Genomic DNA, 14,282 nt, shown 5'->3' on the forward strand with positions numbered 1-14,282 from the left:
TGCCTGGTGCTCAACAGACTTACCGAAGAGATTGCCGACGTCGATGTGCCCGAGCAGTGGTCGGAGCCTTCAATCTCCGGGACCGAGCCGATCCCGTTTTCTGGCGCCGCTCCGAACCAGTCACATCGGCTTTCCCGGCCAGGATCGGGTCTCGTCTCCCGGATTTTTGAATCGGATTTCCCAACGCCACCGTTGACGTCCAGCAAGAGATCGCAGGAAATTCGCTTCTGCAAGACCGCCGACCGGGTAACGATTGCTTACGCGGTGTGTGGACACGGATCACCGATCGTGCGAGCCGCACATTGGATGTCGCATCTCCAGTATGATTGGGAAAGTCCGGTGTGGAGGCATTGGATCGACGCCCTTTCGGAAAAAACGATGCTCATACGCTATGACGAACGTGGCACCGGTCTTTCGGACTGGGTTGCCGAGGATATCTCGTTTACGGCGATGATTGCAGACTTGGAGAGCGTCGTCGATGCGGCGGGACTCGACCGGTTCACACTTCTGGGTGTATCGCAAAGCTGCGCCGTCTCTGTTGCCTATGCCGTCCGACATCCTGAACGGGTCTCAGGGCTTATCCTTTACGGAGGATTTGTAAAAGGCTGGCGGAAGCGAAGCGACAGCCATGAGGTAGCCACCCATGAGGCAATGACCGCACTGATCCGGGAAGGATGGGGCCAGAACAATCCGGTTTTTCGGCATCTGTTCACAGCAATGTTTATTCCAGGGGGCGACCAGGTGCAGATGCATTGGTTTGACGAACTGCAGCGCATTTCGGTGTCGCCTGGCAACGCCGGTCGCCTGCACGAGGCATTCGGGGAAATCGACGTTTCGGACGTCCTGTCGCAGGTGACGGTTCCGACACTGGTCTTGCACGCAAGAAAAGACGCTGCCGTTCCCTTTCAGTGCGGAAGGGAGTTTGCAACCGGCATCCATGGGGCTCGATTTGTCGATCTCGATAGCGCCAACCACGTCCTCCTTAGCAACGAACCCGCCTTTGACCAGTTTGTTCGTGAAGTAAGGCGGTTCGTCGCCGAAACAACGTAGCCGCAGGTTGTTGCGCCTTGACGTGCACCTGATTGCCTCCGAGCCGCTATCTGCTGAGCAAGATGTCCGCGCCTCTCGTTGAAGCGCTATCGCACCTCGGCTGCGGCGCTCTTTCAACGATTAGCCCCGCATTTTCAACGGTTCCTCCCACGCTCTTTCTCACGCGCGCGTAATAGCATGCTTCCTACTGTATTCGACGCTCACAGGGAGGCATGACGATGAAGGTTCACCATGTAACCGGCGGTGGAGGATTGCGACTGCACGTTCGCGAGTGGGGAAACGAAGATGCGCCGTCGATCTTCTTCATCCACGGGTGGTCGCAGAACCATCTGTGCTGGAAAAACCAGTATGAAAGCACGCTTGCGGACGACTTTCGCCTCGTAGCTCTGGACCTGCGCGGTCACGGCATGTCGGACGCCCCCCTTGAAGCGGAACATTATACTGAACCGCAGCTTTGGGCAGACGATATCGCCGCTGTCATAGATCAACTTGATCTCAGGAGTCCGGTCCTTGTGGGCTGGTCCTATGCCGGCTTCATCATCTGCGACTATCTCCGCGCCTATGGAATCGCTCATGTTGCGGCCATCAACTTCGTGGGCGGGGCGATCACGCTGAATAAGGCGGCGTTCGGCACCATGATCGGCTCGGGTTTCCTCGATCATGTCATTGGTGCCACGAGCGACGACTTGCCTAGCAACATCGAAGCAATCCGCAATTTCGTGCGCGGGTGCACATATTCGCAACTGCCTTCCGAGGTATTCGAGATGGCAATTTGCTGGAATATGGCCGTGCCAGCGAAGATCCGGGCTGCTCTGCTGGCCCGCGAGATCGATTCCGACGAGGTACTGACCACACTTGCAGTGCCGGTCCTTATGACCCAGGGCCAAGAGGACACTGTAGTCCTGCCGGCGATGGGGCGGCGCCTTTTGGCATTATGTCCTGGCGCCACAGCATCGTGGTATTCCGCGACGGGCCACGCACCTTTTCTGGAAAACCCCATTAGGTTCAACAACGAGCTGTACCATTTTGCACGTGACGCCCATTCCGGTGTGGCCGCACCCGCAAGGGCATATTTCAGTCGACACGAGAAGTAGGCAGCGCTGTTCGGCAGCGAAATCGATTGTTGAAGGTCACCCTTGGGCCATGGCACGACCCAAGGGTTAGTCTCAAATGCCACAAGCGAAGCCGGTGGCAGTCGCGGAATAGCGGGCTTCTTCAGCTTGCTTCCCTTTATGATAGGCCGTGCGAACTTACCTGGCCGCCAGCCTGCCTAGGATGCGCACTCGCGGCCTCGGCGCCGTCGTAGAATGCGCCCGCCGCCATCTCGAGTCCGCGCCGATCGCGAACTTCGATCTCCAACCGACGGGACCGGATTAGACCATCTCCTTCCAGCGCGTGAAGCGCCACGGTCACTCCAGGTCGCCGGCTGCCCAAGGCCTCCGCCAGAACCCGGTGGGAAATCCTAAAGACGTCGCCAACGCGGTCTTGGCACATCAGGATCCAGCGAGCCAGTCTCTGCTCGATGGAACCATGACCGTTGGCGACTGCAGTAGACGCAATCACGTCCTGCATCGTGGCAGCGATTGCAAGCAGGGACTTCTGAAGAGCCTGGCTGCTCTCGGCAAGCTCCCGGAACGGTTCCATTTCGATCTGGTGGCCGCTTCCCGGCGTCAGTGCGACGACGTCGAAACGCGGTCTTGTGTCCAGCACGACCGCGGCCGCGTCGAGCATGCCCTCCTTGCCGACGGCGCCGACCGCGAGGCTCTTGACGCCCGCGCGAGCAAAAAGAGCGAGAATGCCGTTGTCCGGTAGAAACACGACGTCGGTTGTTTGCCCTGCACGGAATATGACGTCCCCGTCACTCCACTTCCAAGAAATCAGGTTCGGAGAGAGCACGTTTAACTCGCGTTCCGGAAGAGAGCGCAGGACACGGTTTTGAAACCCATCATGCATCATTGACATCTCGAGTTCTCGCAAGAGCAGACAAAAGGTAACGCTTCTTTAACCGGAAGGTTTCGCGTCCCAGGAAACAGCCAGCCGATCCGGAGGTTCGTCCAATGCTAGGGGTTTTCGGGATGCGCTTCTTCTTTCGATATGGGAGCGCTGGAGGCGAGGTCATCGACGACCCCGAGGGACGCGGGTGGCCGTGGCGCGGAAAGGGCGGGATATACTCCGGCACACCATGGCCATCCTCGATGACGCCGGCAATCTCGTGCGCGAAGTGGCATTTGCGAGCGTGCTGCGCGATCCGGACGGTTGAGGCTTGCCGCCATGGAAGGTCAAGAGAGCTTGAGATTGGAAACTAGGGCCTTCTCGTTGACCGGAAAGGCGAACGTCACCATTATGACGCCACTGAAGCAGGAATGCTCCTGCCCAAGAACGAGTCGATGCGCCTACTGATCAACGTCCTTGTCGCGACCATGATGCTGCTGGGTTCGCTTGCCGCACCCTGCATCGCGGCATCTGTCGATCGTGCCCACGCCGACCCGGTTGTCGTCAGTGTCAGTTCGACCTCCGACGGACACCATCGCGGTGACGGCCGATCTGTTTCGGGATCGCACTGCCAGCAGGACGGCATCGTCGCAGAAGCTCCCGAAGTCCTTTATTCGCAGCCCGATGCCGTTGCGTTTCCCGGTATCGCTTCCGTTGCGTTTGCCGGCGCTCTCGAACCTGTCGAGCAGCGTCCCCCCATCGCTTCCGACTGATCTCCGTTCGCTCGAATTTCAGACTAAAGGGAAGGGCATGACTTTGCGCGTGTCGATGTTTGCAAACCGCGTCAGTGGTTTATCTTCGTTGCTGAATACCTTGAATCAAATCGACCGGGTCCGGCGTCGCCTTCGCCGGGTGGCGCTGGCCGTCGTCGCCATGGTCTTGAGCGGGTGCGTGCAGTCGCTCAACGATCTCGGCATGGCTTCTCACGACATACCGTCGAAGCTGGTGGCCAGCATGCGGGCCAAAGGCATGAAGCCGGAAAGTCCTGTCCTCGTTCGCATTTTCAAGATGGAAAGCGAACTGGAGGTCTGGAAAGTCGACGGCAGTGGCAAGTACGCGTTGCTCAAGGTCTATCCGATGTGCCGCTGGTCCGGCAAGCTCGGCCCGAAGACGAAGACCGGCGACCGACAGGCCCCCGAAGGATTCTATAGCGTTTCCATCGGAGGCCTCAATCCGAAGTCTCAGTTCTATCTCTCCTTCAATCTCGGCTATCCGAACCGTCTGGAGGCCGCGCTTGGCTATTCCGGCGAAGCCCTGATGGTGCATGGCGCCTGCTCGTCGTCGGGCTGCTTTGCGGTGACCGATCAGGGCGTCGGTGAAATCTACGCCGTGGCTGAGAAGGCCTTGAAAGGCGGACGGCAGGCGTTCCAGGTCCAGGCCTATCCGTTTCGCATGACGCCGCAGAACCTGGCAACACATCGCGACGACCCGAATTTCGCCTTCTGGAAGACCCTCAAGCAAGGCTACGACATCTTCGAAGTTCGGCGACACGAGCCCAAGGTTGCCGCCTGTGGCAGGAAGTACGTCTTCGACGCCGAATTCAAGGACGGCGACGCTGGCGATCCGCTCGCAGCATGTCCGGAACGCATCGATCAATCCGACCCCGCAGTCGTCGCGAAGGCATCCGCCGACGATCGGAAATACCAGGAACTTGCCGCCAAAAGCTTCACGCCGCTCGCCTACCAGGATGGAGGCATGCATCCGAGCTTCCGTGCACTTCTCACGGAAAACGGCGACGTCAAGCTCGCGGAGAAGGTCTCCGTCATCAAGTATCCGATCAGTCGCCCGGTGGCGGCGCTGGCCGACCCGTTCGACGGAAGGCAGTGACGAATCCTGTCCGGATCGTGGACGCTGCCGCGTTCCACGACGCACATGAAAGCGAGGATGCCATGCAAATGACACTTGTCGTGATCGTGACGGCGTTTGCCACTGCCGTCCACGCCCATAAAGCGCCGTCTGGCTTCACCTGCGAGCTGTTCTGTTGCAACGGAGACGGTGACAGCGGTGATTGCCAGCGGATTTCGTCGAAGCTGTCCGCCCCGCGAGGAAGTATACGAAGTGACGCTTCTGCCGGGCGACCATAAGCTGGCGCGCCGGACGGCGCCTATCACCCCTGTCTGTTTCCCAATGCCGTGTCTTTCCAGAAAGGGATCGCTACAACTTAATTCTTTGCAGTCGTCCGGAACCTGCAGCGTCAAGGGACATTAACTGCTCAAGGTGATGAGGTTCGCCTTTACTGCGATTCTGCTGGATGACTCCTACGACAGAGAAGCGAGCAGGTGAAACGCTCGGCCCTGTGTGTCCGCGAATGGAGGAAGTTATGGCCTACAGAGATATCGTTGTCTATTTGGACGCGGGAGCAGATTCCTCGGCCCGTGTGCGCACCGCCATCAATATCGCCGCCAAGCACCAAGCCAGGCTGATCGGCGTCGACGTCAGCACGAAAGAAGCACTGAAGGGGGAGAGCCGCGATCAGGCGCTCGCGATCGAAGATGAATTCAAGGCCGCGGTTCAGAAGGCTGGCCTTGGCTTCCAATATCACGCGGCACGGCCGGAGGCTCATAGCGCAGAGCAGCTTTTTTCCCATTGCGCGGACCTTCTGGTAACGACACAGCCGCATCCGGACCACCGCCATCTGTCCAATTCAGCAATCCCCAAAGAAATTTTGATGACAGCCGGGGTTCCCATGTTGGTCCTTCCAACGGGCTGGACAGGAGAAGACGCCATCGGCGAGCAGGTGGTCATCGCCTGGAATTTCAGCCGCGAGTCAACCAGGGCCGTTCACGACGCAATGCCGATTCTCAGGGCCGCGCGCAAAGTCTTTCTGTTCGTGTTTGCGAGCAACTACAGCGACAAAAATGCTGACGTCCAGGAGATAAAGGGTCATCTCGAACAGCATGGAGTTGGGGTAGCCCTGGCAGGATGGCGGAACACGGGGGACAACGATTTCACCAGCGCGTTATTTGCCGGCCTCGACCGTGAGAACGCAGATCTTATCGTCTGCGGCGCCTATGGCCACTCGCCGCTTTTCGAAGATATGTTCGGCGGTGCGACGCGTGATCTGCTGAATAACATTTCAATGCCGGTCCTGATGTCGCACTAAATCGGCCCGGACACTTGCTCGATGAGGCCTTCGAGCAAGTGTGACGCCGATACGCAGCACAGCCATCCGCTAGTTCGTCGAGGATGGGATTCGGCAAAATGCCTGCATCGCACCACTATTTCAGGCAACTCGGACTTGGCGGTCACGTTAAACGTGGAATGATGTTCAACTTGGCCAATCTTCTTCCGGTTAGAACTCGAAGGTCGCTTCGCTCTCTTGTTGCGCGAAACTGTTGAGGTAGCGGCACCATGGCCAAACCAACCCTCGCTCTCTCCGACTCCCCCGCATTCAGGTTCGTGCTGATCATGGGCGCCGTCAATCTTTTCAGCGACACGACCTACGAGGGTGGGGCAAGCATCAACGGTACGTTCATGGGCACAGTCGGTGCCAGCGCCGCCATCATCAGCATCGTCGCGGGCGTGGGGGAGTTCCTCGGTTACAGCCTGCGGTCCGTCGCGGGCTATGTTGCGGACAAGACCGGCAGGTATTGGCTTGTCACCTTCATCGGCTACGCCATCAACCTGCTCGCCGTCCCGGCAATGGCGCTGGCGGGAAACTGGCAGAGTGCGGCTGCACTTGTCATTGCTGAGCGCGTCGGACGGGCGACGCGAAAGCCGACAGTCGAAGCAACGCTTTCCTACACGACAGCCAAGCATGGCAAAGGATGGGTATACGGAGTGAACACGGCGCTCGATGAAATCGGCGCCACCATCGGCCCCCTCTCCATTGCGCTCGTGCTTTTCCTGAAGGGGAACTACCAGACCGCATATGCGCTGCTGGCAATTTCTGCTGTGATGGCGCTTGCCGCTCTGACCGTTGCGCGGGTGAGTTTCCCACTCCCGTCCCGTCTCGAGGAAGGCCAAACGGCGCCGACGACGGGGTTCACGTCGTCCTACTGCTCTACATGCTTGCCGGTTCCTTCTTCGCCGCCGGCTTGATGAGTTTTGAACTCATCTCATATCACCTGTCGAGCACTGGGATCGTCACGCAGCATTGGATCCCCGTGTTCTCGCATTCTCAACAGTGTGTGGTGTGGTAACAAGCCTGATTGCCGGCAGGCTATACGGTCAGATCGGACTGCCCGTGGTCCTTGTCGCAGTGTTTCTCTCTTCTATGTTTGCACCCTTCGTCTTCCTGGGAAATTTTTTCGTGGCGCTTGGCGGCATGGTGCTGTGGGGAGTCGGGTATGCGACGCAGGATACGTTGCTTAAAGTACTCATTGCCAGTGTTCTGCCTGAAGGAAGACGCAACTTTGCATTCGGGCTTTTCTACATTGGATACGGTGTAGGATGGTTGGTTGGGTGTCGCCCTCGTTGTATTTGCCGCAGTTGTGCAGCTCGTGTCCCTGCCGGTCTTCGTAATGGCGCGACGACGGAGCCATAGTGGAGTTTCCACATGACGATCAGGTCTGTTTTTGCAACAGTCTTCATATCAATAGCCAGCGCCGCAAGTGGTGCCGATACAGTGGTGGGAACCTGGAAAACGGAAAACGGCGAGACGTCGGCGATTCACCATTGCGGACCGAATTATTGCATCGTGGCGAAGAGCGGGCGATATGCGGGACAGCAGATCGGTTTTTTCTCAGGTACGGGCGATACATATACCGGCCGGCTCACAGATCCGAGGACAAAGACAATCTATAGCGGCAGGCTCGTCTTGTCGGGAAATAGCCTCAAACTTCGGGGCTGCGCAACGAGAGTATTGTGCAAGACACAGACTTGGATCCGCCTGAACTGAGATGGCCAGGCGCGGCTGTCCCGCTCGTGACCCGCGCGAGATCCCGACGGCGGAGTCTGCGCCATCCCGTATCGGGTCATCCCACGCGGCTTGTACACCGGCGGCGTTCACGAACACTAGGCATTAGGTTGAGCAAAGCGACGCGAAAACCGATTCGGCGGAGCTTGGACTGTCGCACGAGAGTAGTATAGTCCATGAAAGGAGGACGCTTTATGAGGTTAGCTCTGATCGCTACATCAGTTGCGGTCATCCTGCTGGCCGTCGCTGCCGCCTACATTCTGCCGCGCGTCAAGGCCTCCGATGAGCCGCAACCCCATCCCTTCACTTTAGCAAAGTGAAGACTGCACTGTCGCCGGCGAGCGCCAGCGCCTACGGCTCGACCGCGCCGTTGTCCGAGATCCTCGCCGCACGGTGCGAAGTGATCGGAAGATATGAAGCTTGTGAAAACCGCTGAACTGGCTCGACCGGCGCACGGAGGGGCGAAGCACTTGTCGGCGTGGAACCTTAAAGCGTTTTCCGTGTTTTGCGCGCATGAACCAGGTCCTCGACAAACACCTCATCGACGCAGCGGGAGAGGAAGTGAAACTCTGCACCGGCTTGGTGTACATGCCGTCGCTGGAGCGCGGCATCACCCGCAAGCAAGGCAAGCGGGGCTTCCTCTACTACATGCCGGATGGACGTCGGATCACCGACAAGAACGAAGTCGCACGCCTAAACGCGCTTGCAATCCCGCCAGCCTATCGCGACGTGGTTATCTCTACCAATCCTCTGTCGCATCTGCAGGCGGTGGGTATCGATGCGCGTGATCGCAAACAATACCGCTATCATACCGACTGGCATGCCGAACGCGGACGCGCCAAGTTTGAGTGTCTCGCCGACTTCGGCTCGCGGCTACCCGATATTCGCGAGCGCGTCGATATCGATCTGCGAGCGCGGGGGCTGACAATGGACAAAGCGCTGGCCACCATCGTTTGGATGCTAGACAACTTGTACATCCGCATCGGCAACGCCAACTATGCGGATACCAACGGTTCCTACGGCCTGACGACGCTCCGCAATCGCCACGTCAAGATCGACGGCCCCAGCGTAAGGTTTCGGTTCAGGGGCAAATCCGGAAAAGAGTGGAATCTCGTGCATTCCGACCGTCGTATCGCCAACGTCGTGCGTAAGCTTCAGGAACTGCCAGGCCAGAAGCTCTTCAAATATATTTGCGACGACGGCGGTTGTCGGCAGATTTCCTCACAAGACGTGAACGCCTACATTCGCGACGTTGCAGGTGACGATTTCAGCTCATGCCAATTTCGGACATGGGGTGCCACCTGTATGGCAGCATCGGCGCTCGCTCTGCTCGACGTTGCAACGTCAGAACGTGCCATCGCGCGCCAGCTCAACGAAGTGATCGATACTGTCGCGGCCAAGCTTGTTAACACGAGATCCGTCTGCAGAACATCCTACATTCATCCGGCGGTTTTCGATGACTATCGGGCCGGTCGTCTCGGCGATATTCTCAAAATGAGGAAAACCACGAGCGAGCGTCTGTTGCGCTGGATGGACGACGAGGAGATCAGGACATTGCGCTGGCTCAAATCCCGTCCTGTCGGGGGCGCCTGATGCGCGTGGGAAATTGGATCCACCTCTGCGTCGACATGCAGCGGATGTTCGCGGAGAACACCCCGTGGCATGTACCTTGGATGGCAGAAGTGTCACCTCAGATCATCGAGCTGTCATCTCGCTTTCCCGAACGGACGATCTTTACGAGGTTCATCCCGCCTGCGTCGGCAGATGCGATGCCGGGGATGTGGAAGACCTATTACGAGAAATGGAAGGTAATGACGAGCGAATATCTGCCCCCGGAACTCGTAGATATCGTGCCTTCTTTGCGAAAGCTGGTTCCACCCGCCCGTGTCTTCGACAAGCGCACGTATTCACCATGGATCGACGGGCGCCTTAAGGCGGCGCTTTCGGGCGACAACGTCGGATCTGTTGTCATCTCCGGAGGAGAGACCGATGTTTGCGTTCTCGCCGCCGCGCTCGGAGCCGTCGATTTCGGCTATCGTGTCATCCTGCTGAAAGATGCCGTCTGCAGCAGTGCCGACCAGACGCATGACGCCTCCTTGGAACTGCTCGGAGATCGCTTTTCGGTGCAGGTCCAGATCATGGAAACGGAGAAGTGGCTGAGCGAAGCAGGTCAATCGGAATACCGTTCCCGGCGTCGTTGATGGTACGAGAAAAGCCCGCTTCGGCGGCGAGCATTTTGATTGCTGTTCGTTGGCTTTGCTGACCGGCCTTTTCGTGCTGCTCGTGAGAGCCGCCCCGGGTTCCTCACTGTTGGATGTCTCGTTATCGCTGGGCGACGCTTGACGCGTACCGGAATTTTTGTGGCTTACTTTCAGGCCCCGACACGCAGCGAAGGTCTTCTGCATTGCGACCCGCGACATCCAAACTCGAAATACAGGACCATCGGTGATCTATCCAAGCCGATTGGACGAGACCACATTTGATGCCCTGCCGTGCGCCTCGATAGGCGCAAACCACTGCAAACTTTTCGGGCCGATCAGAGTTCTACCTTCTCAAACCAAGGAGGATTACATGTCACCGAAACACACTGCCCAGAAACAGCGAGAGATCCAGAAGGAAGTTGAACAGGCCGACAAGAAGGGAAAATCAAAACCGTCCGGCGCCATGCAAGCCGGAGCCCGGCGCTATCCGGAGCCGCCATTTCCGAAGATCCATCAAGCCAAACCAGGCTCGGAAGCCGATCTTCCACTGGCTCCGATGTACGACGCGCCCTTCTATAAGGGATCGGAAAAGCTGAAGGACAAAGTCGCGCTGATCACCGGCGGCGATTCCGGCATCGGACGATCGGTGGCAGTTCTGTTCGCCCGCGAAGGCGCTGACATCGTCATCGTCCACCTCGAGGAAGCCAAAGATGCCGAAGAAACCAAAGCGGCGGTCGAGAAGGAAGGCCGGAAGTGCTTCGTCATTCGCGGTGACGTCAAGAATGCTAGCTTTTGCCGGACAGCCGTAGAGAAGACCGTCATGCAACTCGGACATCTCGATATCCTCGTCAACAACGCTGCCTTCCAGGTTCATACGCACAACATCGAAGACCTCAGCGATGAACATTTCGACGAAACCCTGAAGACGAACCTGTATGGCTATTTCTACATGGCGAAAGCGGCAATCCCGCATCTCAAGAACGGCTCAGCGATCATCAACACGGGATCGGTCACGGGTCTCGAGGGATCGAAGCAGCTGCTCGACTACTCAATGACAAAAGGTGGTATACACGCCTTTACGCGAGCGCTTGCCAGTCAGCTCGTGCCTAAGGGCATCCGCGTGAACGCCGTCGCACCAGGGCCTGTCTGGACGCCGCTCAACCCTTCGGACAAAGAAGCGGAAGATGTGGAAACGTTCGGATCTCAGACGCCGATGAAGCGAGCCGCACAGCCTGAGGAAATCGCCCCAGCATACGTTTTCCTCGCGTCGCCGCAAATGTCGAGCTACATCACCGGCGAAATCCTGCCAATCGTCGGCGGATATTGACGGCCATTCGAACGCGCCTGGAACTCTCCAGGCACGGTAGCGTTTGTGTCCCGCTCGCAGCCCCCTGCAGGATTTCGAGTTTTCCAACTTGGTTCGACGCCGAGCGGCGCATGCGGAACCGGGTCGTATTGTTCACAATCGTACAACGCGCGCCCGCCGTGAACCGTTTGAATCGCTGTGCGTTATTGATCGAAGAACTCGGACCGCTCTCGCGGAGATAGTGGAAACCGTCTTGTGAACGAGCGGTTGACCGTCATGTCGATCGATCTACTCGACGAAGACCGACCCCTGACCCGCTCGATGAGATTGACAAGGCACAGCAACGTGAGGTCGGCAAAGTCGATGGGAAGGAAACATAGCAAGACAACCGGCGAGCAACGCCGGGCGGCTTTCGAGGAAACTGAGCGCGTCGCCAGGGAGGCGGTGGAAGAGGAGCGTCGAAAGCGGCAGCAGAAGACTGAGCGCCTCCGCCAGGCTCGGTTGCAGGCAAAGGCGCCGGAGCGGCCAAATGTGGGGGATCAATTGAACCAACTCACCGGATCGCCTGCACTTGGCGATGGGAAGCCCAAATAGCGCGAAACGCATCGCACCGCGATCCATGCCGGAAGGACTTTCATGACTGTCGAATCTGTTGCGCCTCGTAGTCGAGGAGCGATATCGCTTGCTGGGCGACGCAATCAGCGACTACCGATCTACATGCTCGACCACTCGGGCCACTATTACATGTTTTGCTAGAGTGATATTTCGGCCGCTACCATGCAACGTTTAATGCTGACATGTGGTGTCACTAGTCCTTGGTAAGACTGTTCCAGCCAGACATCACCAACGAAAGGACATGACCATGGTTGAATACACCGGGCAGGCCACAGCAATCGCTTGCACCTATATCGAAGCGATCGCCAGCAGGGACCTTGAGACTATTCTCAAAGTGTCGGCCCAGGATGTCGTCTGCACGTCTCCAATGGGCAAACTGACCGGCGCGCAGGCGTTTCGCGGCTTCCACGAGGGCTTTGCGCGCATGATCAAAAGCGTGAACATTCTCGCGGTCTACGGTGATGATGATCAGGCCGTCATCATCTATGAGGCCGATACCCATCCGGTTCCGCGCGCGGTGACTGTCGAGCTCATCACGGTCAATGGCGGGAAGATCGCCTCCACCGACGTGATCTACGACTCCGCGCCCTTCGCGGAGTACATGGCGACGGTCAAGCCGCACTGACCGCAGCTGCCACGAGTTTCGTCAAATAATCACCATCACAGCAACGGGCTGCCATGGGCGGCTCGTGGTTGAAGCACTGCCGCGTTGCGGCGTGGCGGCAGACGAGATCGTAGCAGCCGTGCGCGATCCGGACAAAGCGTCCGATATGGCCACCAAACGAGTGCAAGTCCGCGAGGCAGATTATGACCGACCTGAAACGCTCGCCCGTCCTTTTGCCGGAGCCGACAAGCTCCTGCTCATCCCGTCGGCCGCGATCGGCCGACAACGCCGGGCGTCACAGCTTGGAACGGCCTCATCGACAAGGCAAAGCTAAGGGCGGGCAAACATGTATGCATCAACGGCTGCGCTGGCGCTGTCGGTGAGGCGACTGTTCAACTCGCGCAGATGCTCGGGGCGACGGTTTCGGGAGCTGCAGCGCAGCTCTGTGCCAGGTGCCCGCGATCGCGGCGTCCATCCTCTTTTCGACTATCGGACGACCGATCTGTCGAAGATGGGCGATCGCGTCGATGTCGTCTACGACACGGCCGGCACGATGAAGGTTAAGACCGGCCTTGGCCTCCTGCGCGCGGGTGGCGTGTTCCTCGACATCAATCCGACGCCGGGCAAATTCGTTCGCGCAATCTTCAGCCGCAGACTCGAGCCCATCATCTGCACTCCGAGGGCCGACATCCTGGACGGGCTTGCTCGTGCTGCCGGCGAAGACAAGCTTCGGCTTCCGATCTCCGAGATCGTGCCGCTGAGCGACGCGATCCGGATGCTGACGATTCTGGACGTGGTCACAAGAGCAACGGGAAGGTTCTGGTCCGTATGAATTAAAGCCGGACACGCCCAAGCCCATCGACGGCAGATCGGGCAGAACCTGTGCTAGGATATGGCCATGCTGCAAAGCCAGAGATTGTTCGAAATTCTCCAGATTCTCCGCCGCCATCGGCAAGCGGTCTCTGGAAACCATCTCGCGCAGGAAACGGGCGTTTCCTTGCGGACGATCTACCGGGATATCTCGCTTCTACAGTCGATGGGCGCGGAGATCGAAGGCGAAACCGGCTTCGGCTACGTGTTGAAGCCGGGTTTCATGCTGCCACCGCTCATGTTCTCGGAAGGGAGATCAAGGCGATCACGCTTGGGGTGCAATGGGTCACTCGCCACACGGATGCGGATCTAGGTTCGGCGGCACAGGACGCGCTTTCCAAGATCGAGGCAGTGCTCCCGTCGGAACTCCGCCATAGGCTGATCGATAACGATTTCCATATCGGTTTCCCTTCACTGCAGGCGCCGGCAATCGACCTCAAGGTCCTCCGTCAGGCAATGCAGCAGCAGATGAAGCTCCGGATCGTGTACAGAGACGCTAAAGACGCCGACAGTGATCGCATCATATGGCCGATTGCGGTCGCCTTCTTCGATTCCAGGCGGATCATCGCCGGATGGTGCGAATTGCGGCAGGATTTCCGGATGTTTCGCGCCGATCGTATCCTTGAAGCAGCACTCCTGGCCGATCGCTATCCCGGCAAGAGGCGGGAATTGGTCAAGCAATGGCGCGCGCAGGTGCAAGAGGCACGCGATGCGATGACACACAAAACTCTCTAATTTCTATGCGATGCTGATGCTTCGCAGTGTTTCTGTTTGTGCGCCGCCAGC

Annotated in this window: 16 protein-coding genes and 2 pseudogenes; 17 read left to right on the top strand and 1 reads right to left on the bottom strand. The window is 58.3% G+C overall.

What is annotated here, in order from left to right; genetic code table 11:
- Positions 1-378: 378 nt before the first annotated feature.
- Together LPU83_RS68190 and LPU83_RS68195 are read left to right on the top strand one after the other, a co-directional pair.
- Entirely contained in the window at positions 379-1,050 is a 672-nt protein-coding gene (locus LPU83_RS68190) for an alpha/beta fold hydrolase (protein WP_231052146.1), read from the top strand.
- 212 nt (positions 1,051-1,262) lie between these two features.
- Positions 1,263-2,144: an alpha/beta fold hydrolase gene (locus tag LPU83_RS68195; RefSeq protein WP_231052147.1), complete on the top strand. Its 882-nt coding sequence runs from the start codon at positions 1,263-1,265 to the stop codon at positions 2,142-2,144.
- A 136-nt stretch (positions 2,145-2,280) separates the two neighbouring features.
- On the opposite strand, the gene LPU83_RS68200 is transcribed toward LPU83_RS68195, so the two are convergent.
- The gene (locus LPU83_RS68200) at positions 2,281-3,012 is read right to left on the bottom strand and encodes a Crp/Fnr family transcriptional regulator (RefSeq protein ID WP_051166699.1); all 732 of its coding nucleotides are present in this window, start codon (positions 3,010-3,012) and stop codon (positions 2,281-2,283) included.
- A 401-nt stretch (positions 3,013-3,413) separates the two neighbouring features.
- On the opposite strand from LPU83_RS68200, the gene LPU83_RS68205 reads away from it, so the two are divergent.
- The 15 genes and pseudogenes from LPU83_RS68205 to LPU83_RS68265 all read left to right on the top strand — a co-directional run bounded on the left by LPU83_RS68205 (position 3,414) and on the right by LPU83_RS68265 (position 14,231).
- Positions 3,414-3,755: a hypothetical protein gene (locus tag LPU83_RS68205; protein ID WP_024316345.1), complete on the top strand. Its 342-nt coding sequence runs from the start codon at positions 3,414-3,416 to the stop codon at positions 3,753-3,755.
- 55 nt (positions 3,756-3,810) lie between these two features.
- The gene (locus LPU83_RS68210) at positions 3,811-4,869 is read left to right on the top strand and encodes a hypothetical protein (RefSeq protein WP_029710190.1); all 1,059 of its coding nucleotides are present in this window, start codon (positions 3,811-3,813) and stop codon (positions 4,867-4,869) included.
- Positions 4,870-5,419: 550 nt separating this feature from the next.
- Positions 5,420-6,145, top strand: a complete 726-nt coding sequence (locus LPU83_RS68215; RefSeq protein ID WP_231052148.1) for a universal stress protein — start codon at positions 5,420-5,422, stop codon at positions 6,143-6,145.
- A 248-nt stretch (positions 6,146-6,393) separates the two neighbouring features.
- A complete protein-coding gene (locus LPU83_RS74905; protein ID WP_051166698.1) occupies positions 6,394-7,083 on the top strand; it encodes an MFS transporter in 690 nt (229 codons plus the stop codon).
- 94 nt (positions 7,084-7,177) lie between these two features.
- A complete protein-coding gene (locus LPU83_RS75505; RefSeq protein WP_331000937.1) occupies positions 7,178-7,528 on the top strand; it encodes an MFS transporter in 351 nt (116 codons plus the stop codon).
- Positions 7,529-7,540: 12 nt separating this feature from the next.
- Entirely contained in the window at positions 7,541-7,882 is a 342-nt protein-coding gene (locus tag LPU83_RS68225) for a DUF2147 domain-containing protein (protein ID WP_024316342.1), read from the top strand.
- A 212-nt stretch (positions 7,883-8,094) separates the two neighbouring features.
- Complete coding sequence (locus LPU83_RS75250; protein WP_258579343.1) at positions 8,095-8,220, top strand: hypothetical protein; 126 nt, start codon at positions 8,095-8,097, stop codon at positions 8,218-8,220.
- Between the two features lie 193 nt (positions 8,221-8,413).
- The gene (locus LPU83_RS68230) at positions 8,414-9,493 is read left to right on the top strand and encodes a DNA topoisomerase IB (protein ID WP_024316341.1); all 1,080 of its coding nucleotides are present in this window, start codon (positions 8,414-8,416) and stop codon (positions 9,491-9,493) included.
- Complete coding sequence (locus LPU83_RS68235) at positions 9,493-10,101, top strand: cysteine hydrolase family protein (RefSeq protein WP_024316340.1); 609 nt, start codon at positions 9,493-9,495, stop codon at positions 10,099-10,101. The genes LPU83_RS68230 and LPU83_RS68235 overlap by 1 nt, the downstream gene beginning before the upstream one ends.
- A gap of 370 nt (positions 10,102-10,471) precedes the next feature.
- Positions 10,472-11,428, top strand: a complete 957-nt coding sequence (locus tag LPU83_RS68240) for an SDR family oxidoreductase (protein ID WP_024316339.1) — start codon at positions 10,472-10,474, stop codon at positions 11,426-11,428.
- Positions 11,429-11,662: 234 nt separating this feature from the next.
- The gene (locus tag LPU83_RS68245; protein WP_037070886.1) at positions 11,663-12,001 is read left to right on the top strand and encodes a hypothetical protein; all 339 of its coding nucleotides are present in this window, start codon (positions 11,663-11,665) and stop codon (positions 11,999-12,001) included.
- 262 nt (positions 12,002-12,263) lie between these two features.
- On the top strand, positions 12,264-12,647 hold the full coding sequence (locus LPU83_RS68250) for a nuclear transport factor 2 family protein (protein ID WP_029710189.1): 384 nt from the start codon (positions 12,264-12,266) through the stop codon (positions 12,645-12,647).
- A gap of 91 nt (positions 12,648-12,738) precedes the next feature.
- The gene (locus LPU83_RS68255; protein ID WP_245272556.1) at positions 12,739-12,960 is read left to right on the top strand and encodes a Rossmann-fold NAD(P)-binding domain-containing protein; all 222 of its coding nucleotides are present in this window, start codon (positions 12,739-12,741) and stop codon (positions 12,958-12,960) included.
- Positions 12,912-13,463: pseudogene (locus LPU83_RS68260) on the top strand (zinc-binding dehydrogenase); the annotation flags it as partial. The gene LPU83_RS68255 and the pseudogene LPU83_RS68260, both read left to right, overlap by 49 nt.
- A 61-nt stretch (positions 13,464-13,524) precedes the next feature.
- Positions 13,525-14,231 (top strand): annotated as a pseudogene (locus LPU83_RS68265) (helix-turn-helix transcriptional regulator).
- The last annotated feature ends 51 nt before the right edge of the window (positions 14,232-14,282 follow it).

The organism is Rhizobium favelukesii (assembly GCF_000577275.2).
In the GTDB taxonomy this organism is placed as follows: domain Bacteria; phylum Pseudomonadota; class Alphaproteobacteria; order Rhizobiales; family Rhizobiaceae; genus Rhizobium; species Rhizobium favelukesii.

Bases quoted from the DNA above. Each gene is read 5' to 3' on its own strand.
- LPU83_RS68190 (WP_231052146.1), top strand. From the start codon at position 379: ATGCTCATACGCTATGACGAACGTGGCACCGGTCTTTCGGACTGGGTT.
- LPU83_RS68195 (WP_231052147.1), top strand. From the start codon at position 1,263: ATGACGATGAAGGTTCACCATGTAACCGGCGGTGGAGGATTGCGACTG.
- LPU83_RS68200 (WP_051166699.1), bottom strand. From the start codon at position 3,012: ATGTCAATGATGCATGATGGGTTTCAAAACCGTGTCCTGCGCTCTCTT.
- LPU83_RS68205 (WP_024316345.1), top strand. From the start codon at position 3,414: ATGCTCCTGCCCAAGAACGAGTCGATGCGCCTACTGATCAACGTCCTT.
- LPU83_RS68210 (WP_029710190.1), top strand. From the start codon at position 3,811: ATGTTTGCAAACCGCGTCAGTGGTTTATCTTCGTTGCTGAATACCTTG.
- LPU83_RS74905 (WP_051166698.1), top strand. From the start codon at position 6,394: ATGGCCAAACCAACCCTCGCTCTCTCCGACTCCCCCGCATTCAGGTTC.
- LPU83_RS68225 (WP_024316342.1), top strand. From the start codon at position 7,541: ATGACGATCAGGTCTGTTTTTGCAACAGTCTTCATATCAATAGCCAGC.
- LPU83_RS75250 (WP_258579343.1), top strand. From the start codon at position 8,095: ATGAGGTTAGCTCTGATCGCTACATCAGTTGCGGTCATCCTGCTGGCC.
- LPU83_RS68230 (WP_024316341.1), top strand. From the start codon at position 8,414: ATGAACCAGGTCCTCGACAAACACCTCATCGACGCAGCGGGAGAGGAA.
- LPU83_RS68235 (WP_024316340.1), top strand. From the start codon at position 9,493: ATGCGCGTGGGAAATTGGATCCACCTCTGCGTCGACATGCAGCGGATG.
- LPU83_RS68240 (WP_024316339.1), top strand. From the start codon at position 10,472: ATGTCACCGAAACACACTGCCCAGAAACAGCGAGAGATCCAGAAGGAA.
- LPU83_RS68250 (WP_029710189.1), top strand. From the start codon at position 12,264: ATGACCATGGTTGAATACACCGGGCAGGCCACAGCAATCGCTTGCACC.